Here is a 25,538-nt window from a genome sequence, read left to right as displayed (position 1 = left end):
ACGATGACCCAATTCATGAACAAACGCGAAAACATCGTGACCGAGGCGATTGACGGCCTGCTGATGGCCTCGGGCGGGCGGCTTTTGCGGCTCGACGGCTACCCCCATATCCGCGTCGTGCTGCGCGCCGATTGGGACAAAACCCGCGTCGCCCTCGTCTCGGGCGGCGGTTCTGGCCACGAGCCCGCCCATGCCGGGTTCGTCGGCCCCGGTATGCTGACAGCCGCCGTTTGTGGTGACGTTTTCGCCAGCCCGTCTGTTGACGCGGTACTCGCAGGCATCCTTGCCGTCACTGGCCCCGCGGGCTGCCTGCTGATCGTGAAAAACTACACCGGAGATCGCCTCAACTTCGGCCTCGCCGCCGAGCGCGCCCGCGCCTTTGGCCTGAAAGTCAGCATTGTGATCGTCGATGACGACATAGCCTTGCCCAACTTGCCGCAATCGCGCGGCCTTGCGGGCACCCTGTTCGTGCATAAAGTCGCGGGGCATTTGGCCGAGCATGGTCATGATCTGACAGCCGTCACCGAAGCCGCCGAACGGGTGATCGCCGGGACAAAATCCATCGGCATGTCGCTGGACACCTGCACCGTCCCCGGCTCGCACAAGGAAAACCGCATCGCCGCCGGTATGGCCGAGCTTGGCCTTGGCATCCACGGCGAACCCGGCGTCGAGCAGATTGATTTCAACGGGGCCGCGCAAGCGATGGCCGCGATGATTGACAAGCTGTCGATTGCAGCGGGCAGCGGCCAATATGTCGCCCTGTTGAACAACCTCGGCGGTGCTTCGGTTCTGGAAATGTCGGTTCTGGCCTACGAACTCCTCCGCTCCCCGCTTGCCGCGCAGATCAAATACATCATCGGCCCTGCCGCGATGATGACCTCGCTGGATATGCGCGGGGTCTCAATCTCGCTTTGCCCACTGACACCCGAGGATGAAGCCGCGCTGACCTGCCATTTACCCCTTGCCGCTTGGCCCGGTTGTCACCCCACCACCGCCGTCAAAACCCGTGCTTTGCCAGACGGTCTCACCCCGATCCGCCCGATTCCATCGCAACACAAACCCACGAAAGATTTCCTGATCAAATGCTGTCAAATCATGATTTCCTTAGAATCTGATCTGAACGCGCTCGATGCCAAATCCGGCGACGGTGACACTGGGTCCACGCTTTCCGGGGCCGCCCACGCCCTGATCGACGCCGTCGACCAGCTGCCGCTGTCCGATCACACCCAGCTTTACCGTGCCATCGGTCTGGAACTCAGCCAAACCATGGGCGGCTCGTCGGGCGTGCTCTTGGCGATCTTCTTCGCCGCCGCAGGCGATGCCGCATCATCGGGATTGACCATGCGCGACGCCCTGCGTGCTGGGCTAGAGCGGATGCAGCAAATCGGTGGCGCAAAACTTGGCGACCGCACCATGATCGACGCGCTGCAACCTGCGCTCGACGCGCTTGATGATGGCCTGCCAGCCGCCGCAAAAGCCGCCCGCACCGGGGCTAACCACACCGCCACCATGCTCACCGCCCAGGCTGGCCGCGCCGCTTACGTCAACGCAGGCAACCTCAGCGGCCATATCGACCCCGGAGCCGAAGCCGTGGCGCGACTGTTTGAAGCACTCTGCATAAGTTGATGTGAATCAACGCCGCTCGCGCTATGTTCCGCCAATAGGGTATAGTAACAGCCCTGCTTGCCAGCCCTTACAGGAGCCCGCCCCGATGAAAGCCGCCACAACAAAATTTGCCCTTCTCGCCCTCAGCCTGCTTGCAGCCACCCCCGCCCTCGCCGAAGGTGACGCAGGCAAAGGCGAAAAACTGTTCAACCGCTGCAAAGCCTGCCATGCGATCATCGCGGCGGACGGCACCAAGGTGCAGGTGGGCGGCAAAACCGGCCCCAATCTGTTTGGAGTGATCGGTCGCCCGATCGGCAGCTACCCGGATTTCAAATACGGCACCGGTTTGCTGGCCCTGAATGCCAAGGGCGATGTCTGGGACGAAGCCAAACTTGCCGCCTATATCACCAATCCGACCGCATGGGTGAAAGAGGAATCCGGCGACCCCGCCCTCACCGCCAAAATGGCCTTCAAAATGGCCAGTGGAGCCGAGGATATGGCGGCCTATCTGGCGACAATGAAGTAGCAGGCTGTAGAGCATACCAACCAAGTGGATTTATCGGCGGCAAAGCCCGCCTACAGCCCTAAAACGCTTGCAGAATCCCGCTTTTCCCCCTAGAGACGCCAACGATTGCAGGGTCGGGCACAAGCCACGGCCCTGTGGTTATTGCAGGCAAGACCGGCGGAGCCAACCGCATGGCCAGTGACATAAACGAAAAGGACCCAAACTACATGAACTCCAAAGCTATGGACGAATTTGAAGCGCTCTTGAAAGAAAGCTTCGAAATTGACACCCCCGAAGAGGGAACAGTTGTCAAAGGCAAGGTTATCGCAATCGAAGCGGGCCAGGCCATCATCGACGTCGGCTACAAGATGGAAGGCCGCATCGATCTGAAAGAATTCGCGAACCCCGGTGAACTGCCGAATATCAACGTCGGCGACACCGTGGAAGTCTACCTCGACCGCGTGGAAAATGCCCGCGGCGAAGCCCAAATCTCGCGCGAGAAAGCCCGCCGCGAAGAAGCTTGGGATCGTCTGGAAAAAGCCTATGCGACCGAGACCCGCGTCGATGGCGCGATCTTTGGCCGTGTCAAAGGCGGCTTCACGGTGGATCTGGGCGGCGCTGTCGCCTTCCTGCCGGGCAGCCAAGTCGATGTGCGCCCCGTGCGCGATGCTGGCCCGCTGATGGGCATGAAGCAGCCGTTCCAGATCCTGAAAATGGATCGTCGTCGTGGCAATATCGTGGTGTCGCGTCGCGCCATCCTCGAAGAGTCGCGTGCAGAACAGCGTGCTGAAGTCATCGGCAACCTGACCGAAGGCCAAACCATCGACGGCGTTGTGAAAAACATCACCGAATATGGCGCGTTCGTCGATCTGGGCGGCGTTGACGGCCTGCTGCACGTCACCGATATGGCGTGGCGTCGCGTCAACCATCCGTCGGAAATTCTGGCGATTGGCGAGACGATCAAGGTGCAAGTCATCAAGATCAATAAAGAAACCCACCGCATCAGCCTTGGCATGAAGCAACTGCAATCCGATCCGTGGGATGCTGTTGAAAAACTTTACGCCATCGGCACCGTGCACAAAGGCCGTGTCACCAACATCACCGATTATGGCGCCTTCGTAGAGCTGGAAGCCGGTGTTGAAGGCCTCGTCCACGTCTCGGAAATGTCCTGGACCAAGAAAAACGTCCACCCCGGCAAGATCGTTTCGACGAGCCAGGAAGTGGAAGTTATGGTTCTGGAAATCGACAGCACCAAACGCCGCGTGTCCCTGGGCCTCAAACAGACCCAGCGCAACCCGTGGGAAGTGTTTGCCGAAACCCATCCGATCGGCACCAACATCGAAGGCGAAGTTAAGAACATCACCGAATTCGGTCTGTTCGTTGGCCTCGACAACGACATCGACGGCATGGTTCACCTCTCTGACCTGTCATGGGATCAGCGCGGCGAAGACGCGATTGCGAACTACCGCAAGGGCGACACCGTCACCGCTTCGGTCACCGAAGTTGACGTCGAAAAAGAGCGTATTTCGCTCTCGATCAAAGCCTTGGGCGAAGACACCTTCACCGATGCGGTTGATGGCGTGAAACGTGGCGGTATCATCACCGTCGTCGTGACCGCGATCGAAGAAGGCGGCGTTGAGGTTGAATACAACGGCGCGAAATCCTTCATTCGCCGGTCAGACCTGTCGCGGGAACGCAGCGATCAACGCCCCGAGCGTTTCAGCGTTGGCGACAAGATCGACGTGCGCGTCACCAACATTGATCCGAAAACCCGCCGTATGGGTCTGTCGATCAAGGCGCGTGAGATCGCTGAAGAGAAAGAAGCTGTCGAGCAATATGGTTCGTCCGATTCGGGCGCCAGCTTGGGCGACATCCTCGGTGCAGCTCTGAAGGGCGACAAAAACTGATCTTTCCGTTAGCGGAAGACAAAAGGGGTCCCGTGGCAACACGGGGCCCTTTGCTTTGGCAGCTTTAGCTTGGAATTTTGTTTGTGCCTTTGGAAATTATGCCTATAGTCCAATGCGTAACAGGATAGCACGGCCGAGAATCCCAAAACTGGGGCGCGGCACCACTAGGGGGATATCGCGGATGATCCGGTCTGAACTGATCCAAAAAATCGCGGATGAGAATCCGCATCTGACGCAGCGCCATGTTGAACGCATCGTCAACACGGTGTTTGAAGAAATCATCGAAGCCCTCGCCAAAGGCGACCGGGTCGAATTGCGCGGCTTCGGCGCGTTCTCGGTGAAAGCCCGCGATGCCCGTGTCGGTCGCAACCCGCGCACCGGCGAAGCGGTCAGCGTCGAGGATAAGAAGGTGCCGTTCTTCAAAACTGGCAAACTGCTGCGCGATCGGCTCAACGCCAAATAAGTCGCATTGCGCATCAGCGATATCGCCCCGATAGTGGGTCAGCACCTGCAAAAAGGCGGTTCGATGTTTCGTTACCTGCGCTATCTGACTTTGGCGGCCGTTGGTTTGGCCCTGCTGATCGTGGCTCTGGCCAACCGAACCCCTGTGCTGGTCAAGGCAATGCCGGATGATCTGGCGGCGTTCTTGGGCGTGACATGGCAGCTTGAACTCCCCGTATTCGTGCTGCTGTTCGCGGGCATCGTTGCGGGCGTGCTGGTGGGTTTCCTGTGGGAATGGGCGCGCGAGCACAAGCATCGCAGCACCGCCTCGACCAAAACCCGCGAAGTCAGCAGACTTGAGCGTGAACTCGCCACCATGCGCGATGCCACGTCGGTGCCGCAACAAGACGATATCCTCGCTTTGCTCGACCGCCCTAAGGCCAAGTGAATGCCCGAGATTCGTGTCAAAATCTGCGGGTTGCGCAGCTTGGAAGATTTGGCCGCCGTTGCCGCGACCAAAGCCGCCTACGCGGGGTTCGTGTTCTTCCCCAAAAGCCCGCGCCATCTGACCATCCCGCAAGCCCGCACCCTCACCCTCGCCGCCCCCGTGGGTCTGGCGAAAGTTGCCCTTGTCGTAGATGCTGACGATGCCCTGCTCGATGCCATAACCGAAGCGATGCCCTTGGATATGCTGCAACTCCACGGCCACGAAACCCCAGAACGCGTTGCCGAAATCCGCGCGCGCTACGGTCTGCCGGTGATGAAAGCCATCGGCGTCGCCGATGAAGGCGATCTGAGCGCCCTGCTGGAATACTCTCTCGCCGCCGATCAAATTCTGGTCGATGCCAAGCCCCCCCAAAACTCCGCCCTTCCCGGCGGCAATGGCCTGTCGTTTGATTGGAGGCTGGTAGCCCAACGCCGTTGGCTCAAACCGTGGATGCTGGCAGGCGGCCTGACCCCCGACAACGTGGCCGAAGCCATCCGCCTGACCAACGCCCGCCAAGTCGATGTCTCCTCTGGCGTCGAATCCAGTCACGGCGTCAAAGACCCCAGCAAAATCACCGCCTTCGTCCAAGCGGCCACCCAAGACGGCCCACCCATCCTGCGCTGACAGCCACCCGCCAAGCGCGCACACTTAAAGCATTTGCTCTTTTCAAAATACTCCCGCCGGAGGCACCCCCCATGTCCGCCTACATCACGCTTGGCGCAAATGACCCCGCGCAATCCCACGCCTTCTACGATGCCGTGCTGAAAACCATCGGCTGGTCAGCGCATGACGACTTTCCGGGCGGATGGAAATGTTACTCAGAAAGCGGGAGCGGTATGGGCTTCAAATTCTGGGTCTGCCCGCCGTTCGATGAGGAACCCGCCACCCCCGGCAATGGCCAAATGCTCTGCCTGCCCGCCCGCAGCCGCGCCGAAGTCGATGCCTTTCACGCCACAGCCATAGCCGTAGGCGCAAAAGACGAAGGCGCCCCCGGCATCCGCGCGATTTACAGCCCAACATGGTATGCAGCCTACCTGCGCGACCCCAGCGGCAACAAACTCTCAGTGATGTTTGAAGGCTAACGCCAGATGACCAAGGCCATACTAAGCCTTTTATTCATATAAGACGGCAGCCATGTCCACGCGTGGACACACTCAAAAAAACCTAGAACGCCTTGAATGTCATCGTCGTCAAAGTCCGCACGATCCCCGGAATATCAAACAGCTTTTCCGACAAATAATGCCCCACATCGGCATCCTCGGGGATGTAAATCTTCGCGATCAGATCATATTCGCCCGAGGTCGAATACAATTCCGAAACCACTTCGCGATCATAAATCGCAGTGGCAACCTCATAGGTCTTGCCGGGGGTGCAGCGAAATTGAACGAACACGCAGATCATGATGCCTCACAAGTTTTTCCCACCCTAGCCCAAGCGCCGCCAGAGTCTAGTCATCGCCCTGCGCGCTCAATGTCAGCGGCACCGAAGCCGGCCGCAAATCCCCGACAGTCAACCCCTGCAATGGCCGTGCAAGCCTAGGCCGCACCACCCACATCAAGCGATGCTGCGCCCGCGTGATCGCGACATAAGCCAGCCGTTTCCACAGCGCCACCCCCGCCTCAGATCGCCCCGCCGCCGCCGCCGCATAGAGATCCGGCGCGAACACCTGCACGGTTTCCCATTGCGAGCCCTGCGCCTTATGGATCGTCACCGCCGCGCCATGCAGAAACGCCGCCCCCATCGTGGCCGCCGAGGCAATAAACGGCTCATCCTCATCCGGCCGCTCTATCTTGATGATCGAGGCGGCCGAGACCTGCGGATCTTCCGCCCCCACCACATGAATCTTCGCAAACCCCGGACGATTGCCCGGCCCCAGAAAGATCACCTGCGCGCCCTTGATCAGCCCGCGTGCCTCTAGGTCAATCCGTTTCTTGCGGTGCTTCAACGGCAATTCGATACCATCACAAATCAGCGGCTCGCCCGGCAGCAACTGATCATCCGGCGCGCCATGTGCGGCCCGAAACGCCGTGATCAGCCGGATCCGCGTCGCATTGCGCCAGACCAGAACCGGACTGCGCGCCATCAGATCGGCATCGACCCGCTCGGCCCAGACCACCCGCTCATCCTTTTTCGAAGCCGCCTCCACCATGCGCTCAAACTCATCGAACCCCAGATTTGGATCGCCCAAAGCATGCGCCAGATCCAAGATCGGATTGTCCTGCGCCTGACGGTGGATGCGGCTAAGCACCAACTTGCGGCCATCGCCCAGTCGGTCAAACACCATCTCACCCGACAGCCCGACCGGGGCCAACTGCGCCGGATCGCCGAACAGCACCAAAGTCGAGAAAATCTCGCGCAGATCGCTCAGCGCGCGTTCGTCCAGCATCGAGGATTCATCGACAAAGCCAATATCAAGCGGTTCTTCGCGCCGTTTCCAGCCCTTGATGAAATCTGATCCCCGCAAACCTGCCGCCGCCAGCGCCCCGGGAATCGAGGCAACATTCTGGTAGAACGCATGCGCGCGGTCGAGCGCCAGTTCAGTGAGCCCTTCGACAACAGGGCGCTGGCCTTGCCCGGTCAGCCATTCAGCGATCTTCTCATACTGTGGATCATAGACCGGCGTGTAGAGAATCCGGTGAATCGTGGTTGCGGGCACGCCGCGCATCCGCAGCACAGATGCGGCCTTGTTGGTTGGCGCCAAAATCGCCAGAGTGCGGCGTTCTTTACGCTTTTTCGGCTCGTAATCGCCGGAAACCAGATCAACACCCGCCGCGACCAAGGCTTTATATAGGCTGGCAAGCAGCATGGTCTTGCCCGAACCCGCTTTGCCCACAACCGCCAGCACCGATGATTTGTCCTCTGGCCGAGGCTCTAACCCGCCCTTGTCCAGATCAACGCCCATGCTGAACAATTCCGCCGCAACACGGTCATAGGCTTCGGCCTGATCATCAGAAAATGTCAGCTTTACGGGGGCGAGTTCGGTCATTTGGCGACCATATCCAAGGTTGGGACCAAGGGCCAGACCTGAAGCCCAAACCTGACACCAAGTGCCGTTTTGCGGGGCATCGAGCCCCTTGAAACGGCGCTGCCAGGACACAGTCTGAGGCGTCGCATCGGTTGCATGTTCGGGAGGGGGGCCAGCCCCCCGCTTGCGCCGCCCCCGGAGTATTTATGCCAATGTGAAATGGCTATTGGCATCATCTCTTAACGCGGCGGGGAGAATTCTGGCGATGCGGTTTTCCCCGCGGGGAATGACTTGTGGAAAATGGCAAGTTGTTTGCCATTTTCCACCATATGTAGTGGCTACACGCCAGCTTTAACCGAAGAATGCTGCTAAATCAGCGGTTCAGGCTGGCGTCAAGCGTGTCTTCAAAGGTGCGCAAGCCGGTGCGCGTGGCTTGCACCAGCACCGCCATATTGCCCGGTTTGTGCTTGTTGCTGCGCATCAGCATGTGCGCCGCAGGGATTTCTGCCCAAGGGAAAACTTCCGACATGCAGGGATCAAGGCGGCGTTCGATCATCAGCTTGTTCGCCGCTGCCGCTTGTTTCAAATGCGCAAAATGGCTGCCTTGCAGGCGCTTTTGATGCATCCACATGTAGCGGACGTCAAAGGTGCAGTTGAAACCCGAGGTTCCGGCGCAGATCACCACCATGCCGCCCTTTTTGCACACCAGTGAACTGACCGGAAACGTCGCCTCACCCGGATGTTCAAACACCATATCGACGCTGACGCCCTTGCCGGTGATGTCCCAGATTGCTTTGCCAAAACGCCGGGCTTCCTTCAGCCAGTCGTTATATTCGGGCGTATTCACCGTGGGCAATTGGCCCCAGCATTTGAAATCCTTGCGGTTGATCACGCCTTTCGCGCCCAACCCCATGACAAACGGGCGCTTGTCTTCTTCCGAGATCACACCAATCGCATTCGCGCCTGCGGTGTTGATCAGCTGGATCGCGTAAGAGCCAAGCCCGCCCGACGCACCCCAAACCAGCACATTCTGCCCCGGTTTCAGATCATGCGGCTCGTGCCCGAACAGCATCCGGTAGGCGGTGGCTAGGGTCAGGGTATAGCAGGCAGATTCCTCCCACGTCAGATGCTTCGGGCGTGGCATCAACTGCTGTGCCTGCACCCGGGTGAACTGTGCGAAAGAGCCGTCCGGCGTCTCATAGCCCCAAATCCGCTGGCTGGGCGAAAACATCGGATCGCCGCCGTTGCATTCTTCATCGTCGCCGTCGTCTTGGTTGCAATGCACCACGACCTCGTCACCGACCTTCCAGCGCTTCACCTTGTCGCCCACCGCCCAGACGATGCCAGAAGCATCGCTGCCTGCGATATGGAACGGCTGCTTATGGCCATCAAACGGGCTGATCGGCACGCCCAAAGCCGCCCAGACGCCGTTGTAATTGACGCCCGCCGCCATCACCATGACCAGCACGTCTTGGCTGTCGAGCTTCCAAGTGTCGACCACCTCTACCTGCATCGCGGTATCGGGTTCGCCGTGCCGGGCTTGGCGGATCGACCACGCATACATTTTCGCCGGAACATGGCCCAAGGGGGGCATTTCGCCAATCTCATAAAGGTCCTTCACCGGAGCCTCATAGGGGGTGATTGCCGAGCTGATATCCAACGCCATGCTTGCCTCCAACTAATGCCGCGCCGCAGAATCGGGGCGGGTTGCGGTAGTGATAGCGGGCCACTGCGCAACTTTGCAATAGTCTTGATGCAAATTTTGTAATTTTATGTCTGCCGCGTTGCGGCAATTCTACACCTCGGCTTCCAACCTTTGCACCACGGGGGCGGCATAAAACCCGATCAGCGCGGCGGAACCTTGGGTGATTTGCAGATTCGCGTCGATGAGGCCGCGGTTGATCAGCGGCGTCAGGCCCTCTTGCAACGTGGCCTCCAGCCCCTGCGGCGGCAGCTTTTGCACAGCCCCCCGCGCCGAAAGCCGCGCCTGCAACGCGGTCATTGCGGCGCTGAGTGCCGCCCTGTCCGCGGGTTTTTCCAACAATGCCGCTGCGACCAAAGGCACCGGCAGCACCGGCACCACTTTGGTGATTTCAGCCATCAGGTAAGCCCCCAACTCCTCGGTCGGTCGATGCGGAGCCTCGGCCAGAAAGGCGCGCAGAGACACCGGCGGGCCAAAGCCAGCCGCTGTGGTGCCGAACCCCTTGAAGCGGCCACGGAATTTGCGCCAGAGGTTGCGCAACAGAAATCCGATGATCGCCATAGGTTTGCCGCGAAACCTGCGCGTGCCCGCCTCGGCCGCTCCGGTCAAAATCCGATCCTCTAGCACCCGGTCATAGGCCAGCCCCACCGGCACGAACACCACATCACGCCCGCCGGGCTCGTAGGCGGAGACGATATAGCTGAGCAGCCCCATCTTCGCGGCCCCCACCCGACCATCCAAACTCAGCCCGCCCTCGGGGAAAATCGCCTGCGTCGTGCCAGCGGCGGTCGCCATCTGCACATAGCGCGCCAGCACCCGGCGGTAGAGAATGTTGCGGCTGCCGCGCCTTATGAAATACGCCCCCATCGAGCGGATCAGCGCACTGAGCGGCCAAATCCGCGCCCATTCCCCCACCGCATAGGAAATCGCCGAGCGGTTCGCCACCAGCCAGGTGATCAGCACATAATCCATGTTAGAGCGATGATTCATCACGAAAATCACTGTAGCTTTCGGGTCGATATGCGCCAAAGCCGCGTCAACGCGGCCAATCCGCACCCGGTAGGCCAGACGCGACAAGCGGCGCGCCAAGCGGGTAGCGACGCCGAAATATAACGTCGCCGAAAATCCCGGCACGATTTCCCTCGCATAGCGGCGGGCTTCTTCAAACGCCACCGACCCCGGCACCCCGGTTTCGGCGGCATGATCGGCCACCGCCTCTAACACACGCGGATCATAGGACAATCGCACGATCATGTCCTGACGCCGCGCCAGTTTGAAAAACTCAATCGGGCGATCCAAGCGGCGGTTCAGCCGCGACAGCGCCTTCTCGGCGCGTTTGCGGAAAAACCAGCGCACCGAGGGGAACAGGAAATGCGAGGCAAAAGTGATCGCCGCAAAAGCAAGAATCAGCAACAACAACCAAAAAGGGACCGCGACGGGTTCTGTCATCCCGCAATATTGGCAGCCCGCCGCCGTCTTGAAAAGCGTCGTCTTTGGCTGGATGGCACGGGCTGCGGTTTGCCAGAACCGCACCGCGTTTGTACAATGATAAGGGCCGTCATGTTTGTGACACCTCAATTCCCATCCTACGCCGCAACGCAGCGAATTGACACTTGCGTTAAATTGCGCTTAGTGCTGCACTGACGCAAGAATATTGCCGATACGCTTCAGGAGGCCGAGATGGCGACGCCAGCATCCAGCAAAGAAACCCCGTGGTTGTTCCGCACCTATGCCGGGCATTCCACCGCCGCGGCCTCAAACGCGCTCTATCGCAGCAATCTCGCGAAAGGCCAGACCGGGCTGTCGGTGGCCTTCGATCTGCCCACCCAAACCGGCTACGATTCTGATCATGAATTGGCGCGGGGTGAGGTCGGCAAAGTCGGTGTGCCGGTCAACCATCTGGGCGACATGCGGGCCTTGTTCAAGGATATCCCCTTGGAGCAGATGAATACGTCGATGACGATCAACGCGACTGCGCCGTGGCTGCTGGCGCTTTACATCGCCGTCGCCGAAGAACAGGGCGCCGATGTGACCGCCCTGCAAGGCACCGTGCAGAACGACATCATCAAGGAATATCTGTCGCGCGGCACTTATATTGCGCCGCCGAAACCCAGCCTGCGGATGATCACCGATGTCGCGGCCTACACCCAAAAGCACCTGCCAAAGTGGAATCCGATGAACGTCTGTTCCTATCATTTGCAGGAAGCGGGGGCGACGCCGGAACAGGAACTGGCTTTTGCGCTGGCCACCGCCTGTGCCGTGCTGGATGATCTGAAAGGTAAAGTATCATCGGCTGATTTCCCCAATATGGTCGGCAGAATATCGTTTTTTGTCAACGCTGGCATCCGCTTTGTGACCGAGCTGTGCAAGATGCGCGCCTTCGTGGACCTCTGGGATGAGATTTGCCTGACCCGCTACGGCATCACCGAGGCCAAATATCGCCGCTTCCGCTATGGCGTTCAGGTCAATTCTTTGGGCCTGACCGAGCAGCAGCCGGAAAACAACGTCTACCGCATCCTGATCGAAATGCTGGCCGTGACCCTGTCGAAAAACGCCCGCGCCCGCGCCGTGCAACTGCCCGCCTGGAACGAGGCTTTGGGCTTGCCGCGGCCTTGGGATCAGCAATGGTCTTTGCGGATGCAGCAAATCCTCGCCTATGAAACCGACTTGCTGGAATACGACGATCTGTTCGACGGCAACCCGGCGATTGACCGCAAGGTCACGGCGCTGAAAGACGGCGCGCGGGCGGAACTGGCACAGATCGACGCGATGGGCGGCGCTGTCGCTGCGATCGACTATATGAAGGGCCGCTTGGTCGAGGCGAACGCCGAGCGCATCGCTAAAATTGAAAGCAAAGAAACCACAGTGGTCGGCGTCAACCGTTGGGTCGAGACCACCCCCAGCCCGCTGACCGCTGGCGATGGCGCGATCATGCTGTCGGACCCGAAAGCCGAAGCTGATCAGATTGAACGCCTGACCGCATGGCGCGAAACCCGCGATGAGGCCGCCGTGCAAACCGCCCTCACCGCCTTGCGCGCCGCCGCAGCCTCCGGCATCAACATCATGCCCGCCTCCATCGCCGCCGCAAAGGCCGGGGCCACCACCGGCGAATGGGGCCTGATGGTGCGGGCGGCTTTCGGCGAATACCGCGCGCCGACCGGGGTGTCCCGCAACCCCTCTAACCGCACCGAAGGGTTGGAGCCGATCCGCGAAGCGGTGCAAATCCTCGCGGCCAAACTCGGGCGGCCCTTGAAATTTCTCATGGGAAAACCGGGGCTTGACGGCCATTCCAACGGCGCCGAGCAAATCGCCGCCCGCGCCCGCGATTGCGGCATGGACATCCATTACGAAGGCATACGCCTGACTCCCGCCGAAATCGTTGCCGCCGCTGTCGAACAAAACGCCCATGTCATCGGCCTGTCGATCCTCTCGGGCAGTCACATTCCCCTGATCCGCGACACCCTTGCGAAAATGCGCGAAGCGGGCCTGTCGGGCATTCCGCTGATCGTCGGCGGCATCATCCCCGAGGACGACGCAAAAGCCCTCCGTACCATGGGCGTTGCCGCCGTCTACACCCCGAAAGACTTCGAGTTAAACCGCATCATGCTTGATATCGTCGGTCTGGTCGACAAAACCACACTGGCGGCTGAATGACGAAATGTCGTCAATCCGCGAAGGACTTGCGCTAGATCAAATCCGCCCCAGCCCATCCATGGCATCTCTTGAACAACACAGGAGATGCCCATGTTTGACCGGATCAAGGCACTGAAGCACCGCTGGCAAGATCTGAAACAGATCGCACAGCTTGACCAACGCGATTTGGACGATCTGGGCATGACCCGCGATCAGATCGAGGCTTTCGTACGGATGCCGCAGGATGTGCCCGACCGCGTTGTGGCGATGGCGCAGATTTTTGGGCTGACCGAAGCGCAGGTCCGCGCTGATCACGACCGCTACCACGAATTGCTGCACACCTGCGGCCAGTGCAAAGACCGCAAGAATTGCGGCAAAGTGCTGGAGCGTGGTGCGCTGGCGCAACCCGCGGATGCCGAATTTTGCCTCAACAAATCCAGCTTCACGGCCGGATTGATCTAAGTCTACCCTGGCCCAAGGCTTCCCCTGCCCCGCAAAACGTCATAGCTTCGCCAAAAACGGAGAATGCGATGACCTTTCATATCGGTGCCAAGCCAGGCGAGATTGCCGAAACCGTGCTTTTGCCGGGCGACCCCTACCGCGCCCGTTGGGCGGCACAGAAATACCTTGAAAACCCGGTTTTGGTGAACGAGGTGCGCGGTATGCTGGGCTATACCGGCACATGGCACGGCCACCGGGTCACCATCCACGGCTCGGGGATGGGGATGCCGTCGCTGTCGATCTATGCCAATGAATTGATGAAAGATTATGGCGCGCAAACCCTGATCCGCATCGGCTCTGCAGGCGCGTTGCAGACGCATGTCAAGCTCCGCGACGTGGTTCTGGCGCAGACCGCCAGCACCTGCGGCAGCCCGTCGCAAAGCCTGTTCCGCGAGTTGAATTTCGCCCCCTGCGCCGATTTTGCCCTGCTGTCCGCCGCCCATAAAGCCGCGCTGAAAATTGGCGTCCCAGTGCATGTCGGCGGAATTTTTTCCTCCGACACCTTCTATGATGAACGGCAGGATTTGTCGGATCAGTTGCAGCGCCACGGCACGCTTTGCGTCGAGATGGAGGCCGCCGAGCTTTACATGCTCGCCGCCCGCTACAACCGCCGTGCCCTCGCCGTGCTGACGATTTCCGACCATATCCTGACCCATGAAGCCCTGCCCGCTGACCAGCGCGAAACCAGTTTCGGTGCCATGGTCGAAGTGGCTCTGGAAGCCGCTTTCGCCTAGACCCGCGCCCCTGCCAGTTGCAAAAACCGCGCCGCGCGCTGCACGGCACAGCCCGGCCGCATCGGCCGGGCCGACCACAACCGCAAACCGCCCGGCAACGTCACCTTTTGCGCAAACGGTGCCACCAAGGCCCCTGCCGCCAGATGCGAGGCGACCAAAGCCTGATGCGCCATCAGCACGCCCGCGCCGCCCGCAGCCTCCTCCACCGCCAGCGCATAGAGCGAAAACATCGGCCCACGTGGGGTGAAACTTACCCCCGACATTGCGGCATCTGCCCAGATTTGCCAATCCTGCGCCCAACTGGCGTCGGTCAGGCAGGTCACTGCTGCCAAATCCTCGGGCCGCTGCAACTTTTCCGCAAGTGACGGGGAACACACAGGAAAAATAACATCCGGCGCGATAATCTGATCACCCTCACCGTAAAACAGGCTCAGATCATAGGGCAAACGCTTCAGGTTCGGCGGGACCTCCATCGCGGTGATCGAGATTTCAATCTCGGGGGCCGCCGCGCGCAAAGCAGGTAAACGCGGTGACAGCCAAAGCTGCGCAATCGACGGCAAAGTCGCGATATGCACCACGCGGGGCGCTGCTTCGGCGCGCAGAACCTGCACTGCCGCCCCCAGCGCATCAAAGGCCAATGTGAACTCGGGCAACGCCCGCGCCCCTGCCGCTGTCAACACCACGCCGCGCCCAGCACGTTGAAACAACGGCGATCCCAACGCCGCCTCCAGTGCCTTCACATGCGCTGTCACTGCCCCCGCCGTCACCCCCAATTCGGCAGCGGCCAACGCAAAACTACCTAGCCGCGCCGCCGCCTCAAAGGCGCGCAACGCAGACAGGGCCAGATCTTTTGGGCGCGGCGGAGCAACAGCCATGTTACCTCAATTTTTCTGCGCTTAGTTTTTTTATACCATAGTTTTTCTAACCCTAGTTTTCCGCAATTCTGATTTGCCCGCAAGCCCCCGCTCTGGTTTGCTCTGATAAAAGGAGATCGCCATGCCCCATCTTACCCGCCGCCATTGGGTTCCCGCCGCCTGTGAAAGCCTGATCCAACGCCTTGCCTCTGATGCCGGCGCGCCGTCAGCGCAGGTTGCAAACCGCATCGAAGCGCTGATCCAAGCCAATGCCCAAATCCACGACCGCGATTGCTTCAACCTCAATCCCGCCACCAACATCATGAATCCCCGCGCCGAAGCCACCCTGTCGCGGGGTCTCGGCAGCCGCCCGTCCTTGGGCTATCCGGGCGATAAATACGAAATGGGGTTAGAGGCGATTGAGGAAATCGAGGTCATCGCCGCCGAACTTGCCGCCGAGATTTTCCAAGCCAAATATGCCGAAATTCGTGTCGGCTCGGGCGCTTTGGCCAACTTGTATGGCTTCATGGCGCTGACCAAACCTGGCGATGTGATCATAGCACCCCCCGCAACCATCGGCGGCCATGTTACCCATCACGCCGCTGGATGCGCGGGTCTTTACGGCCTGATCACCTATCCCGCCCCAGTCAATGCCGACGGCTATACCATTGATCTTGAAGACCTTCGCAGCCTCGCCCATCGCGTCAAACCCAAGCTGATCACCGTCGGTGGCAGCCTCAATCTGTTCCCGCATCCGGTCGTTGAAATTCGTGCGATTGCCGATGAGGTCGAAGCCAAAGTGCTGTTTGACGCCGCTCACCAATGCGGCATCATCGCGGGCGGGCTTTGGGCCAATCCGTTGAGCCAAGGTGCGCATCTGATGACGATGAGCACCTATAAATCGCTTGGGGGCCCGGCGGGCGGCCTGATTGTGACCAATGATGCCACGATTGCCGAACGGCTGGACCATATCGCCTACCCCGGCATGACCGCGAACTTTGATGCCGCCAAATCTGCCGCTTTGGCGCTGTCGCTGCTGGATTGGCGCGACTTTGGCGCGGCCTATGCGCAAGCAATGGTTGATCTGGCGCAGGCTTTGGCGCAAGAACTCAGCGCCCTCGGCCTGCCGATCTTTGCCGCAGGTAAGGGCGGCACCCAAAGCCACCAATTTGCCATTGAAGCTGCGGGCTTTGGCGGTGGCCAGACCGCCTCGAAGACCCTGCGCAAAGCCGGTTTCCTCGCCTGCGGTATCGGCCTGCCGATCGCCGAGGTTCCGAATGACCTCAATGGCTTGCGCATCGGCACGCCAGAGATGGTGCGGCGCGGCGTCACCCCGAATGACGCCCCGGCGCTTGCTGCCCTGATCGCCGAAGCCCTGCGCTCGAACGCACCCGAAACGCTCGGCCCGCGCACTGCTGCACTGCGGCAAGGTTTCCAAGGCCTGCACTACTTGCACCCTTGACCTAACCGATTCGTGGGCGTCTATTGCGACCCCTTCAGCAGGAGACGCCCATGAAGACCCGCAAACTTGGCCAAAACGGCCCAAATGTATCTGCCATAGGCTTAGGCGCGATGTCCTTCGGTGGCATTTTCGGCGATACCCATGAGGCCGAAAGTCTGCATTGCCTTGATGCGATGCTAGACCAAGGTATTGATTTTATTGATACCGCCAATATCTACGGCATGGGAGTTTCGGAAACCATCATCGGCAAATGGCTGACCACGCGCCGCCCGAATGTCACCATCGCGACCAAAGCCAGCTTTGTCGCAGGCCCGCCGCGCCGCATCGACAATTCGGAACGCCATCTGCGCGCCGAGTTGGAAGCCTCGCTGAAGCGGCTGAACCGCGACCACGTCGAATTGTTCTACATCCACCGCCGCGAACACGCCCGCCCCTTGGCCGAGGTGGTAGGCACACTGTCACGCCTGATCGAAGAGGGCAAGATTGGTGGCTACGGCATGTCCGAAATCGCCCCCGACACCTTGCGCGCCGCCCACAAAATCCATCCCTGCAGGGCGGTGCAAAACGAATATTCACTGTGGAGCCGCCAGCCCGAACTGGGCATGATCCAAGCCTGCAAAGCGCTTGGCGTGGCATTTATCCCGTTCTCGCCGCTGGCACGCGGCATGTTGGGCGACATCGCGCTCGCCAAACCCACCGACGGGTTTCGGGGCCAGAACCCCCGCTTCACCGAACCGAACTTCAGTGAAAATACCAATGCGATCAATATCTTCCGCACCTTCTGTGCCACGCGCGGCTGGACCACCGCCGCCACGGCTCTGGCTTGGATTTTAGCGAAAGGCGAGCATCTGATCCCGATCCCCGGCACCCGCAAGGCGGAAAACCTTGGCCAATGGGCACAAGCCACCGAGATCACCTTCACCGCCGAAGATCACGCCGAAATCGACCGCATCCTGCCCCCCGGCTTTGCTGCGGGCGACCGCTACGGCGATCAGCAACTGCTGGCAGTGGAGCGGTATTGCTAGGCTTGCTCCAAGCATCATCCTTTGCGCGGAAATAGCGTCAGGGGGTTTGGGGGGCGCAAGCCCCCCGACTTACACCACACCTATGCCGTGGCTGCGGTCATAGCCGTTCGCCAGTGCCGGATGCCAGCCTTCGGGCAAGGCCAAAGGCTTAAACACCTCAACCAGCAACGGAAAACACGCCGCCTGATCCGAGGAATGTTCCGAAGAGCAATCGCCGCCGGGGCAAGCCGACAAGCCACCAATCAAATCCATCGCGGCAAAGAACTCGATGAAATCCCCCGGCCGCACGGGGCTGGCCTTCATGAAATACTGCCCAGTGTCGCGGGTGAAGCCGGTACACATGAACACGTTCAGCACGTCATGCACATGCGCCTCGGCCTGCCACAGCGGCAAACCCGTGCGCGCGGCCAGTGCCCGCGTCAGGTTGGAATGGCAGCAATGATGATACTGCCCGCCGGACAAAAGATTGCTGGTGTAGGGGTCGCAGCGGGTGCCGATCACATCATGTACGCTGCCGCCAAAGCCGTCAAAGCCATACCAATCAAGCGTATCTTCGGTGATCAAAGCCATCTCGCGCAAATAAGGCAGCGCCGACCACATCCGATCACCCGCCGACAGATGCGTGCCATGCAAGGCTCGGGTTTTGCCCGAGAAAAACCGCTCTGTCAGATCAGCTGCGTTCCACAGATTGAGATCGCCGACCTGCGGGCCTTCCACGCTGGTGATGCGAAAGAAATGCCCGGCGGGCACGTCAAAACACCGCGCCTCGCGTGCGGGCACCAGCACTTCGGCCACCCTGCTCCACCCAGCCCTTGCGGCAAGATAGGGCGTCAGATCTGGCCGCGGTAGGCCCGAGACCGGGTAGCAGATCACCGGCTTCACCGCTTTGCGTGCCTGTGCATCGGCGGGGCCAACATGGTCTGGCTGGTCTGGTTTCATCGCTTTCTCCCAAATTGTGTCAGCACACCAAATCTCCCGGGCTCACGCCACCCGCAAACATTGCCTTGGCCCGCGGCCCGCCCCTGGATCACAGACCGCGCCACAGGCGGCGCAGTGATAGCTGCTGGGGCCTGCCCGGCGATCCAAACGCCAGCGGCAGTCGCGCGTCAGGGTGGAGTTGCGGCGTGCTGCCCACGCATAGACAAACACTGACACCAGCAAAACCAGCAATAACAACGGCATAGGGGTTCCTTTTCATCATTCCCAGCATGGCCTAAGCTGTCGCCCCCTGCAAGAAGCTCGGCTCTGCGCGCAACCGATGGCTCGGGAACGGGATCGGAGCCACCCGCAACTGCCGCGCCCGCGAGAATTCGGCCGGCATCCTTAGCACTGCATATTGCCGCCCGTCCTCATCATTGCGGTAAGTGTCCCCCAGCCGCGACACCTCGTAGCCAATCTGGCGCAAAGCCCGCATCAGGGTCAGTGACGACAAACAAATCAACTCCTCACCGCCCTCAGCGCGGGTGATTTCGACCAAACCATCCACAATCAGGGTCAAACATTCGCTGCGCTCTGCCGCCGTGGTAAGCGCATCCGAGATCACCAACCGCGTACATTCCCAGACATGCGGCGTCGCAATTTCCACCGACATCACATGCGACGGGATATGCGGCAGCTTGCCGGAATAGGCATCGCGCAGCATATAGGTATGCGCCCCCCAAGTTGCGGTCGTGGCCATGGCGCGCGCGCCACCTACAACCTGGCCGTGTCTTAAAACCAGCGAGTAATGCGCCATCGGTGTGTCATACTGGTCCATTTCGACCTTGGCATTATGTGGCACATCCCAGCCAAGCTGATCGACAAACACCTGTTTGCGCAACGCCAAAAAGTCGTAAAATGCCGAACCGTAACGATGGAAATCGGAAAAATCGAACCGGATATTGTCCATAGGATACTCCTAAACATGCTGAATCGTTTCTGATAAAGCGACAATACCCCGGAAGTTGTATTTACCTACAGTCCACAGATTTTACGCGACTGTCGGAATAGTTAAAATTTGCTGGATTATCAGCGGCGCTTAAAGAATCCGCCGCGCGGCGGCGATCGAAGCCGCTTGGGATTGTGTTCGCGCGCCCAATTTTCGCTTAACGTTGTTCAGCCGGGCTTTCACAGCACTTTCCGAAATTCCAAGCTGCGCTGCAATTTGTTTCAGCCGCAAGCCTTCAGATTGCAGTTTCAACGCCTCAATCTCGGCATTTGTGAGGCTTTTCTCATCCTCCGGGCCCGCGTGCAGATGCTGCATGATTCGCAGCAGATCCTCCATCTCGGCATCTTCAAAGTCGCGGTCATCGCGGAAAAACAGCCCGTAGCTGCGCCGGCCCTTGTCCCGTGGCGTCATCACCGACACCGCAGCGCCATGGCCCAAGCCGAAAACTGCAGCATGGGCACGCACCTGATGCGGATCGGTCGCGATCATTTCCGAGAACCGAATACCACCGACATTGCCATACACCCAGCGCATCGCCGGATCCTGCACAACTAAGCCATGGGTTGTGTAAAACTCCACCCAGATGCCAGGCAGATTGTTCATCTCTTCCTCAGGAAATGAGAATCCAACCCGCAAAGCGACATAGGAACCCGCCGGGGCTATATGTTCGATCTGATTTTTCATTGCCTGCAGAAGTGTCATATGCTCAAAACAGTTGCCGACGTCTCTACCACGTCATAATCTCGCCAAGCAGATATTGCGCGGATAAAGTGCAATTCGCAACCTCTAGCATCCAAAGGGTGAGTGATCGTGAAGGATATGACTAAGGCAGACTCCGTTTCAGAACGGTTAGCCCGGTTGAGGGCGCTCTGCGACAGCGGTTTTGCTCTGGCAGCCCACATCCGCTACACGCGCCCGACGATCTTGTACAGAACCTATGATCAGGTGTGGATTGATCACTACAGCGAGCGCGGCTTCATGCTTAGCGACCCCGTCGTGCATTGGGGGCTGACCCATACAGGTGCAGTCAACTGGGCCGACCTCGCCGATCAAGACCCACAAGGCGTCATAAGTGACGCGTTGGCGCATGGGCTGCACAACGGCTGGACCTACGCGGTGGGGCCGCAAACCTCGCGCACCATCGCAGGCATTACCAAAACCGGGCCGGATTTCACCGTGGCAGAGCGCGCCGAGATTTCCCAGATCGTGAATGAGGTGCATGATCTGACCGAAGGGTTTGAAAGCGTCTCGCCCGAGACCCAAGCGGCGTTGCTGGCGCTTTAGTGCTGTCATCCGCAGAATTTCAAAGACGCGCCGATTGGGGCGCGTCTTGCGTGGTTGCGTTTTGCCAGTGGTTTACACCACCCGCTCAACCATCATCTTCTTGATCTCGGCAATCGCCTTGGCCGGGTTCAGCCCCTTCGGGCAGGTCTTGGTGCAGTTCATGATGGTGTGGCAGCGATAGAGCTTGAACGGGTCTTCCAGATCATCGAGCCGCTCTCCGGTCGCCTCATCGCGGCTGTCGATGATCCAACGGTAAGCATGCAGCAAGGCGGCAGGCCCCAGATATTTATCGCCATTCCACCAATAGCTTGGGCAAGACGTGCTGCAACAGGCGCACATCACGCATTCATAAACCCCGTCGAGCTTGGAGCGATCCTCGATCGATTGGCGCCATTCTTTCGCGGGCTTGTTGGTCTTGGTCTCCAACCACGGCATGATGCTGGCGTGCTGTGCGTAGAAATGCGTGAGATCGGGGATCAAATCCTTGATCACCGGCATGTGCGGCAAGGGATAAATCTTCACATCGCCCTTCACCTGATCCAGTCCATAAATACAGGCCAAGGTGTTGATGCCGTCGATGTTCATCGCACAGGATCCGCAAATCCCTTCCCGGCAGGAACGGCGGAAGGTCAGCGTCGGGTCGATCTCATTCTTGATCTTGATCAGCGCGTCCAGAACCATCGGGCCGCAGCTGTCCATATCGACGAAATAGCTGTCCACCCGCGGGTTTTCACCGTCATCCGGGGTCCAGCGGTAAATCTGGAACTTGCGCACATTCGCGCCCGCAGGCTTCGGCCAGGTCTTGCCGGTGCGGATTTTCGAGTTTTTCGGCAGGGTGAATTGAACCATCTGACAGACCTTTTCTTATCTTCCGCGTCAATATCGGCTGGCGGGAATGCTGCTGTAGGGACGCGTCGGCATCTCACCCGAGCGGTGATAGACGCAATTTTGGTAAACTTGATCAGGGTCTTTGCCCTGAAGATAATCGCTGCTGAAGGTGATCTCGCCGAACGTGGTTTTACGCCCGTCCGACCCGATCCCCACCCCAACCTCACCGCGCGGCTGCTCTGCCAGACGGGCACGCTGGAAACATTCGCGCTCGGCCTGCGCAACCGGGATCGGCCCGCAGGCGATCAGCGGCAACAGCGCAAGCAAGGCAAGGCTCTTGCGCATGACTTAGCCCTTCAACGGCGGCACGCCATTGCGTGCGAAACAGGCCGTGGCACTGGGCCGGGTGGCAAGATTGCGGATATTCTGCACTGTCAACGTGCCCGCCTCAACGCCCACATCCCGCGCTAAGGCCCGGATTTCGTCCGTCCCTGCCGCATCCAACACGCATTGCGTCGCAGCCTCGGCGACAGTGCCCGGCAATTCGCGCGCCAACACTGGGCGCACCACAGTTTCCGCCGTCCGCCGCATCGCCTTGTCGGCCAAAACCTGCGGATCGCAGGCGGCAAGCAGGCTTACGGCAATCAGCGCGCTCAGTGCACTAAATCGGCAAACAGGCATAGCCATCTCCTCCGGTAAACGTATTACGGCAAGCGCGGGGTCCCGTTGGGATGGCCAACGCCGCAGGTTTGCCCGCTGCTGTCGCAGGCGGTGGCGTTCCGTAAGTATATGTTTTCGTGACAGTTCCGCCTTGCACCTGCGTCTGCATCGTCTGCGGAATACCGCCAACAGACCGCATCTCTGGTGCCCGTGCCTTCAGGCAGGCGTTGATCGCCGCCATTTCTTTAGGCGTGCCGGGAATATCGCCCTGCACACCAGAGGCATGAGCCGCCGCCGCCCGCGCGGTAAAGCCAGACTCTGCGCTGCATTGCTCGACATCTTTGGCCACAACCGGGTCAACTGATCCCACCGGCACGCAGGCCGCCAGTGCCAAAACCACCAGAAGCGCCGCTGCCCGCATCAGAACTTCCTTTCAGCAGGCGCAATCTTCTTCAACGAAATCCCACCATCGGCTTCTGATGTCAGCGGTGCCGTATGCACTGGGCGATAGTCTAGCCGCACGGAATTGCCGTCAACCCAAGCCAGCGTGTGCTTGCGCCAATCGGCGTCATTGCGCGTGGCGTAATCTTCATGCGCATGCGCGCCGCGGCTTTCGGTGCGGGCATGAGCGCCCACAATCGTCGCCAGTGCATTCGGCATAAGGTTCTGAAGTTCCAGCGTTTCCATCAGATCGCTGTTCCAAACCATGGAGCGATCCGTCACCTTGATATCAGCCATCTTGCCCGCAATCGCCGTCATCTTGGCAACCCCTTCGCCAAGGGTCTTGTCGGTGCGGAACACCGCCGCATCGGCCTGCATGGTCTTTTGCATCTCAAGCCGCAAATCCGCAGTCGGCAGCGAACCATTGGCGTGCCGCGTCGCATCAAACCGCCCCAAAGCGCGGTCGACTTCCGCCCGGTTCACCTCTGCAGCCCGCTCTTTCGGCTTCACAATCTCGCCCGCACGGATCGCCGCCGCCCGGCCAAACACCACCAGGTCGATCAGCGAATTCGAGCCCAAACGGTTCGCGCCATGCACGCTTGCACAGCCCGCCTCGCCCACCGCCATCAGCCCCGGCACGGTGGCGTCGGGGTTGTCATGGGTCGGGTTCAGCACTTCGCCGAAGTAGTTGGTTGGAATCCCGCCCATATTATAATGCACCGTCGGCAGCACCGGGATCGGTTCTTTGTGCAGATCGACGCCCGCAAAAATCCGCGCCGATTCCGAGATCCCCGGCAGCCGCAAAGCCAAAGTTTCCGGTGGCAAATGGTTCAGGTGCAAATGGATATGGTCCTTATTGGCCCCCACCCCACGGCCTTCGCGAATTTCAATCGTCATGCAGCGCGACACATAATCCCGCGGAGCCAAGTCTTTGTAATGCGGCGCATAACGCTCCATGAACCGCTCACCTTCCGAGTTGGTCAGATAGCCGCCCTCGCCACGCGCGCCCTCGGTGATCAGACAGCCCGAGCCATAGATACCAGTCGGGTGAAACTGCACGAACTCCATATCCTGCAACGGCAGCCCCGCGCGCGCCACCATACCGCCGCCGTCGCCGGTGCAGGTATGCGCCGAAGTTGCGCTGAAATACGCCCGCCCGTAACCGCCCGTCGCCAGCACCACCATCTTGGCGTTGAACACATGGATCGTGCCATCGTCCAGCTTCCACGCCACCACGCCGGTGCAGCGGCCATCGGTCATGATCAGATCAATCGCGAAATATTCGATAAAAAACTCGGCATTATTCTTAAGCGATTGCCCATACAAAGTGTGCAAAATCGCATGCCCCGTCCGGTCTGCCGCCGCACAAGTGCGTTGCACCGGCGGGCCTTCACCGTATTCGGTGGTATGACCGCCGAAAGGCCGCTGATAAATCTTGCCCTCTTCGGTGCGCGAAAACGGAACACCGTAGTGCTCCAGTTCATAGACCGCTTTCGGGGCCTCACGCGCGAGGTATTCCATTGCATCGGTGTCGCCCAGCCAGTCGCTGCCCTTGACCGTGTCATACATATGCCACTGCCAGCTATCCGGCCCCATATTGCCCAAAGACGCGGCAATGCCGCCCTGTGCGGCGACAGTGTGCGAGCGGGTCGGGAATACTTTCGTCACGCAAGCCGTGCGCAAACCCTGTTCGGCCATGCCCAAAGTCGCGCGAAGACCCGCGCCGCCAGCCCCCACCACGACCACATCATAGTCGTGCACTTCATACGGATAAGCAGTCATATCAGCCCCTTAAAGTGCAATGCGCACAAGGGCATAGAGCCCCGTCGCCGCGATCACGGTGGAAAGCGAGATCACAAACATGATCGCGATCTTGCGCGCGGTGCCCTGCGCGTAATCTTCGATCATCATCGTGGCCCCCATCGCGAAATGCCGCATCCCGATCACCAAAACCAAAGCCGTCAGAATCGAAGTGAAGGGGCGCGCAAACGTCGCCCGCACCGCCTCGTAATCTTGGCCCAGCGCATGACCCACGATGTAGACCCAAGTTGGCACAAGGAAAGCCAATGCGACCGAAGAGAGGGTCATCGACCAATGATGCGCCGTCCCGGTATGCGAGGCACCGTTGCCCTCAGCCCGTTTGCGCGCGGTAAGATAACGCATGTTCAGCCCCTTACACGATCAGAATGGTAAGCGCGGTCAGAATGAACGACCCCGCGATGATGCCCCAGCCCAGCTTTTCAGCGGTGGCAATCTCCAGCCCGTGACCTGCATCGAAATACAGATGCCGCAGACCAGACAAATAGTGATACCACACCGCCCAAGCCGAGCAGGTGAACACCAGATCGCCAAACCAGCTTGTCGCCACGCGGTTCGCCACCGCGAAATATGCGAGCGATACCGCCGCCGCAAACAACCACCACACCGCAAGCATCACGCCGACGATCAGCCCGTTGCCCGTGATCCGCGTCAGGATCGACGTCACCGAGGTCAGTTGCACCCGGTAATAGGGGCCGATCATAAATGGCGAAAGTGGGCGTTCGACGACCCGTTTGTTCTCGGCCATACCTGTTGCCT

Annotated in this window: 28 protein-coding genes; 13 read left to right on the top strand and 15 right to left on the bottom strand. The window is 59.9% G+C overall.

Features of this window, described 5'->3' with window-relative positions:
• Nucleotides 1-3 precede the first annotated feature (3 nt).
• The 7 genes from Q7V03_RS08035 (at nt 4) to Q7V03_RS08005 (ending at nt 6,027) form a co-directional block, all read left to right on the top strand.
• Entirely contained in the window at nt 4-1,626 is a 1,623-nt protein-coding gene (locus Q7V03_RS08035; protein ID WP_304925078.1) for a dihydroxyacetone kinase subunit DhaK, read from the top strand.
• 85 nt (nt 1,627-1,711) lie between these two features.
• Nucleotides 1,712-2,131: a cytochrome c family protein gene (locus Q7V03_RS08030; RefSeq protein ID WP_304925077.1), complete on the top strand. Its 420-nt coding sequence runs from the start codon at nt 1,712-1,714 to the stop codon at nt 2,129-2,131.
• 206 nt (nt 2,132-2,337) lie between these two features.
• Nucleotides 2,338-4,017, top strand: coding sequence for a 30S ribosomal protein S1 (gene rpsA / locus Q7V03_RS08025; RefSeq protein ID WP_304925157.1), 1,680 nt, complete (start codon nt 2,338-2,340; stop codon nt 4,015-4,017).
• Nucleotides 4,018-4,198: 181 nt separating this feature from the next.
• Nucleotides 4,199-4,480, top strand: coding sequence for an integration host factor subunit beta (gene ihfB, locus Q7V03_RS08020; protein WP_054007070.1), 282 nt, complete (start codon nt 4,199-4,201; stop codon nt 4,478-4,480).
• Nucleotides 4,481-4,543: 63 nt separating this feature from the next.
• Nucleotides 4,544-4,906 carry a LapA family protein gene (locus tag Q7V03_RS08015; protein ID WP_304925076.1) on the top strand — a complete coding sequence of 121 codons (363 nt, stop codon included), beginning with the start codon at nt 4,544-4,546 and terminating at the stop codon, nt 4,904-4,906.
• Nucleotides 4,907-5,569, top strand: coding sequence for a phosphoribosylanthranilate isomerase (locus tag Q7V03_RS08010; protein ID WP_304925075.1), 663 nt, complete (start codon nt 4,907-4,909; stop codon nt 5,567-5,569).
• Nucleotides 5,570-5,640: 71 nt separating this feature from the next.
• Entirely contained in the window at nt 5,641-6,027 is a 387-nt protein-coding gene (locus tag Q7V03_RS08005; RefSeq protein WP_304925074.1) for a VOC family protein, read from the top strand.
• 82 nt (nt 6,028-6,109) lie between these two features.
• On the opposite strand, the gene Q7V03_RS08000 is transcribed toward Q7V03_RS08005, so the two are convergent.
• The 4 genes from Q7V03_RS08000 to Q7V03_RS07985 form a co-directional block, all read right to left on the bottom strand.
• Nucleotides 6,110-6,346 carry an Lrp/AsnC family transcriptional regulator gene (locus Q7V03_RS08000; RefSeq protein WP_054007065.1) on the bottom strand — a complete coding sequence of 79 codons (237 nt, stop codon included), beginning with the start codon at nt 6,344-6,346 and terminating at the stop codon, nt 6,110-6,112.
• Nucleotides 6,347-6,392: 46 nt separating this feature from the next.
• Complete coding sequence (locus tag Q7V03_RS07995; protein ID WP_304925073.1) at nt 6,393-7,931, bottom strand: ATP-dependent RecD-like DNA helicase; 1,539 nt, start codon at nt 7,929-7,931, stop codon at nt 6,393-6,395.
• A 352-nt stretch (nt 7,932-8,283) separates the two neighbouring features.
• On the bottom strand, nt 8,284-9,576 hold the full coding sequence (gene ccrA / locus Q7V03_RS07990) for a crotonyl-CoA carboxylase/reductase (RefSeq protein ID WP_304925072.1): 1,293 nt from the start codon (nt 9,574-9,576) through the stop codon (nt 8,284-8,286).
• 129 nt (nt 9,577-9,705) lie between these two features.
• On the bottom strand, nt 9,706-11,025 hold the full coding sequence (locus Q7V03_RS07985) for a 1-acyl-sn-glycerol-3-phosphate acyltransferase (protein WP_370651090.1): 1,320 nt from the start codon (nt 11,023-11,025) through the stop codon (nt 9,706-9,708).
• 267 nt (nt 11,026-11,292) lie between these two features.
• On the opposite strand from Q7V03_RS07985, the gene Q7V03_RS07980 reads away from it, so the two are divergent.
• From Q7V03_RS07980 to deoD, 3 genes are all read left to right on the top strand, one after another.
• On the top strand, nt 11,293-13,266 hold the full coding sequence (locus Q7V03_RS07980) for a protein meaA (protein ID WP_304925070.1): 1,974 nt from the start codon (nt 11,293-11,295) through the stop codon (nt 13,264-13,266).
• A gap of 90 nt (nt 13,267-13,356) precedes the next feature.
• Entirely contained in the window at nt 13,357-13,707 is a 351-nt protein-coding gene (locus tag Q7V03_RS07975) for a DUF6455 family protein (RefSeq protein ID WP_304925069.1), read from the top strand.
• Between the two features lie 68 nt (nt 13,708-13,775).
• Nucleotides 13,776-14,480, top strand: a complete 705-nt coding sequence (gene deoD / locus Q7V03_RS07970; RefSeq protein WP_304925068.1) for a purine-nucleoside phosphorylase — start codon at nt 13,776-13,778, stop codon at nt 14,478-14,480.
• Here deoD and Q7V03_RS07965 read toward each other — a convergent pair.
• Complete coding sequence (locus Q7V03_RS07965; protein ID WP_304925067.1) at nt 14,477-15,355, bottom strand: LysR family transcriptional regulator; 879 nt, start codon at nt 15,353-15,355, stop codon at nt 14,477-14,479. The two genes, deoD and Q7V03_RS07965, sit on opposite strands and share 4 nt — an antisense overlap.
• Nucleotides 15,356-15,476: 121 nt before the next feature.
• Here Q7V03_RS07965 and glyA point away from each other — a divergent pair, with 121 nt between their 5' ends.
• Nucleotides 15,477-16,796 (top strand): serine hydroxymethyltransferase, encoded by a 1,320-nt coding sequence (gene glyA / locus Q7V03_RS07960; protein ID WP_304925066.1) that lies wholly within the window; start codon nt 15,477-15,479, stop codon nt 16,794-16,796.
• Nucleotides 16,797-16,846: 50 nt separating this feature from the next.
• Complete coding sequence (locus Q7V03_RS07955) at nt 16,847-17,821, top strand: aldo/keto reductase (protein ID WP_304925065.1); 975 nt, start codon at nt 16,847-16,849, stop codon at nt 17,819-17,821.
• A gap of 69 nt (nt 17,822-17,890) precedes the next feature.
• On the opposite strand, the gene Q7V03_RS07950 is transcribed toward Q7V03_RS07955, so the two are convergent.
• The 3 genes from Q7V03_RS07950 to Q7V03_RS07940 all read right to left on the bottom strand — a co-directional run bounded on the left by Q7V03_RS07950 (nt 17,891) and on the right by Q7V03_RS07940 (nt 20,351).
• Nucleotides 17,891-18,760 carry a DUF1989 domain-containing protein gene (locus tag Q7V03_RS07950; protein ID WP_304925064.1) on the bottom strand — a complete coding sequence of 290 codons (870 nt, stop codon included), beginning with the start codon at nt 18,758-18,760 and terminating at the stop codon, nt 17,891-17,893.
• A gap of 274 nt (nt 18,761-19,034) precedes the next feature.
• Nucleotides 19,035-19,709 (bottom strand): acyl-homoserine-lactone synthase, encoded by a 675-nt coding sequence (locus Q7V03_RS07945; RefSeq protein ID WP_304925063.1) that lies wholly within the window; start codon nt 19,707-19,709, stop codon nt 19,035-19,037.
• 129 nt (nt 19,710-19,838) lie between these two features.
• Complete coding sequence (locus tag Q7V03_RS07940) at nt 19,839-20,351, bottom strand: LuxR family transcriptional regulator (protein ID WP_304925062.1); 513 nt, start codon at nt 20,349-20,351, stop codon at nt 19,839-19,841.
• Nucleotides 20,352-20,567: 216 nt separating this feature from the next.
• Between Q7V03_RS07940 and Q7V03_RS07935 the strand changes: the two genes are divergently transcribed.
• The gene (locus tag Q7V03_RS07935; protein ID WP_304925156.1) at nt 20,568-21,032 is read left to right on the top strand and encodes an autoinducer binding domain-containing protein; all 465 of its coding nucleotides are present in this window, start codon (nt 20,568-20,570) and stop codon (nt 21,030-21,032) included.
• A 72-nt stretch (nt 21,033-21,104) separates the two neighbouring features.
• Here the strand turns inward: Q7V03_RS07935 and Q7V03_RS07930 are convergent, their stop codons facing one another.
• The 7 genes from Q7V03_RS07930 to sdhC are packed head-to-tail and all read right to left on the bottom strand — an operon-like array spanning nt 21,105 to nt 25,527.
• On the bottom strand, nt 21,105-21,881 hold the full coding sequence (locus Q7V03_RS07930) for a succinate dehydrogenase iron-sulfur subunit (protein ID WP_304925061.1): 777 nt from the start codon (nt 21,879-21,881) through the stop codon (nt 21,105-21,107).
• Between the two features lie 27 nt (nt 21,882-21,908).
• Nucleotides 21,909-22,205 carry a hypothetical protein gene (locus tag Q7V03_RS07925; RefSeq protein ID WP_304925060.1) on the bottom strand — a complete coding sequence of 99 codons (297 nt, stop codon included), beginning with the start codon at nt 22,203-22,205 and terminating at the stop codon, nt 21,909-21,911.
• A gap of 3 nt (nt 22,206-22,208) precedes the next feature.
• Nucleotides 22,209-22,541 carry a hypothetical protein gene (locus Q7V03_RS07920; protein ID WP_304925059.1) on the bottom strand — a complete coding sequence of 111 codons (333 nt, stop codon included), beginning with the start codon at nt 22,539-22,541 and terminating at the stop codon, nt 22,209-22,211.
• A complete protein-coding gene (locus Q7V03_RS07915) occupies nt 22,522-22,941 on the bottom strand; it encodes a hypothetical protein (RefSeq protein WP_304925058.1) in 420 nt (139 codons plus the stop codon). Before Q7V03_RS07915 ends, Q7V03_RS07920 begins: the two co-directional genes overlap by 20 nt.
• The gene (gene sdhA / locus Q7V03_RS07910) at nt 22,941-24,743 is read right to left on the bottom strand and encodes a succinate dehydrogenase flavoprotein subunit (protein WP_304925057.1); all 1,803 of its coding nucleotides are present in this window, start codon (nt 24,741-24,743) and stop codon (nt 22,941-22,943) included. The genes Q7V03_RS07915 and sdhA overlap by 1 nt, the downstream gene beginning before the upstream one ends.
• Nucleotides 24,744-24,752: 9 nt before the next feature.
• Nucleotides 24,753-25,124, bottom strand: a complete 372-nt coding sequence (gene sdhD / locus Q7V03_RS07905) for a succinate dehydrogenase, hydrophobic membrane anchor protein (protein WP_304925056.1) — start codon at nt 25,122-25,124, stop codon at nt 24,753-24,755.
• A 10-nt stretch (nt 25,125-25,134) separates the two neighbouring features.
• Nucleotides 25,135-25,527: a succinate dehydrogenase, cytochrome b556 subunit gene (gene sdhC, locus Q7V03_RS07900; RefSeq protein ID WP_304925055.1), complete on the bottom strand. Its 393-nt coding sequence runs from the start codon at nt 25,525-25,527 to the stop codon at nt 25,135-25,137.
• Nucleotides 25,528-25,538 lie beyond the last annotated feature (11 nt).

The sequence above is a fragment of the Cypionkella sp. genome (assembly GCF_030652235.1).
Lineage (GTDB): Bacteria > Pseudomonadota > Alphaproteobacteria > Rhodobacterales > Rhodobacteraceae > Cypionkella.
This window is presented reverse-complemented; position numbering and strand designations above follow the sequence as displayed.

What these genes read in the sequence shown, in the direction of transcription:
- Q7V03_RS07935 (WP_304925156.1), top strand. Translation starts at nt 20,568, where the DNA reads ATGACTAAGGCAGACTCCGTTTCAGAACGGTTAGCCCGGTTGAGGGCG.
- Q7V03_RS08030 (WP_304925077.1), top strand. Translation starts at nt 1,712, where the DNA reads ATGAAAGCCGCCACAACAAAATTTGCCCTTCTCGCCCTCAGCCTGCTT.
- Q7V03_RS07930 (WP_304925061.1), bottom strand. Translation starts at nt 21,881, where the DNA reads ATGGTTCAATTCACCCTGCCGAAAAACTCGAAAATCCGCACCGGCAAG.
- glyA (WP_304925066.1), top strand. Translation starts at nt 15,477, where the DNA reads ATGCCCCATCTTACCCGCCGCCATTGGGTTCCCGCCGCCTGTGAAAGC.
- ihfB (WP_054007070.1), top strand. Translation starts at nt 4,199, where the DNA reads ATGATCCGGTCTGAACTGATCCAAAAAATCGCGGATGAGAATCCGCAT.
- Q7V03_RS08005 (WP_304925074.1), top strand. Translation starts at nt 5,641, where the DNA reads ATGTCCGCCTACATCACGCTTGGCGCAAATGACCCCGCGCAATCCCAC.
- Q7V03_RS07980 (WP_304925070.1), top strand. Translation starts at nt 11,293, where the DNA reads ATGGCGACGCCAGCATCCAGCAAAGAAACCCCGTGGTTGTTCCGCACC.
- Q7V03_RS07920 (WP_304925059.1), bottom strand. Translation starts at nt 22,541, where the DNA reads ATGCCTGTTTGCCGATTTAGTGCACTGAGCGCGCTGATTGCCGTAAGC.
- sdhA (WP_304925057.1), bottom strand. Translation starts at nt 24,743, where the DNA reads ATGACTGCTTATCCGTATGAAGTGCACGACTATGATGTGGTCGTGGTG.
- Q7V03_RS08000 (WP_054007065.1), bottom strand. Translation starts at nt 6,346, where the DNA reads ATGATCTGCGTGTTCGTTCAATTTCGCTGCACCCCCGGCAAGACCTAT.
- Q7V03_RS07975 (WP_304925069.1), top strand. Translation starts at nt 13,357, where the DNA reads ATGTTTGACCGGATCAAGGCACTGAAGCACCGCTGGCAAGATCTGAAA.
- rpsA (WP_304925157.1), top strand. Translation starts at nt 2,338, where the DNA reads ATGAACTCCAAAGCTATGGACGAATTTGAAGCGCTCTTGAAAGAAAGC.
- sdhC (WP_304925055.1), bottom strand. Translation starts at nt 25,527, where the DNA reads ATGGCCGAGAACAAACGGGTCGTCGAACGCCCACTTTCGCCATTTATG.
- Q7V03_RS07925 (WP_304925060.1), bottom strand. Translation starts at nt 22,205, where the DNA reads ATGCGCAAGAGCCTTGCCTTGCTTGCGCTGTTGCCGCTGATCGCCTGC.
- Q7V03_RS08010 (WP_304925075.1), top strand. Translation starts at nt 4,907, where the DNA reads ATGCCCGAGATTCGTGTCAAAATCTGCGGGTTGCGCAGCTTGGAAGAT.
- ccrA (WP_304925072.1), bottom strand. Translation starts at nt 9,576, where the DNA reads ATGGCGTTGGATATCAGCTCGGCAATCACCCCCTATGAGGCTCCGGTG.
- Q7V03_RS07940 (WP_304925062.1), bottom strand. Translation starts at nt 20,351, where the DNA reads ATGAACAATCTGCCTGGCATCTGGGTGGAGTTTTACACAACCCATGGC.
- Q7V03_RS07965 (WP_304925067.1), bottom strand. Translation starts at nt 15,355, where the DNA reads ATGGCTGTTGCTCCGCCGCGCCCAAAAGATCTGGCCCTGTCTGCGTTG.
- Q7V03_RS07995 (WP_304925073.1), bottom strand. Translation starts at nt 7,931, where the DNA reads ATGACCGAACTCGCCCCCGTAAAGCTGACATTTTCTGATGATCAGGCC.
- Q7V03_RS07955 (WP_304925065.1), top strand. Translation starts at nt 16,847, where the DNA reads ATGAAGACCCGCAAACTTGGCCAAAACGGCCCAAATGTATCTGCCATA.
- Q7V03_RS08035 (WP_304925078.1), top strand. Translation starts at nt 4, where the DNA reads ATGACCCAATTCATGAACAAACGCGAAAACATCGTGACCGAGGCGATT.
- Q7V03_RS07945 (WP_304925063.1), bottom strand. Translation starts at nt 19,709, where the DNA reads ATGGACAATATCCGGTTCGATTTTTCCGATTTCCATCGTTACGGTTCG.
- Q7V03_RS07915 (WP_304925058.1), bottom strand. Translation starts at nt 22,941, where the DNA reads ATGCGGGCAGCGGCGCTTCTGGTGGTTTTGGCACTGGCGGCCTGCGTG.
- deoD (WP_304925068.1), top strand. Translation starts at nt 13,776, where the DNA reads ATGACCTTTCATATCGGTGCCAAGCCAGGCGAGATTGCCGAAACCGTG.
- Q7V03_RS07950 (WP_304925064.1), bottom strand. Translation starts at nt 18,760, where the DNA reads ATGAAACCAGACCAGCCAGACCATGTTGGCCCCGCCGATGCACAGGCA.
- sdhD (WP_304925056.1), bottom strand. Translation starts at nt 25,124, where the DNA reads ATGCGTTATCTTACCGCGCGCAAACGGGCTGAGGGCAACGGTGCCTCG.
- Q7V03_RS08015 (WP_304925076.1), top strand. Translation starts at nt 4,544, where the DNA reads ATGTTTCGTTACCTGCGCTATCTGACTTTGGCGGCCGTTGGTTTGGCC.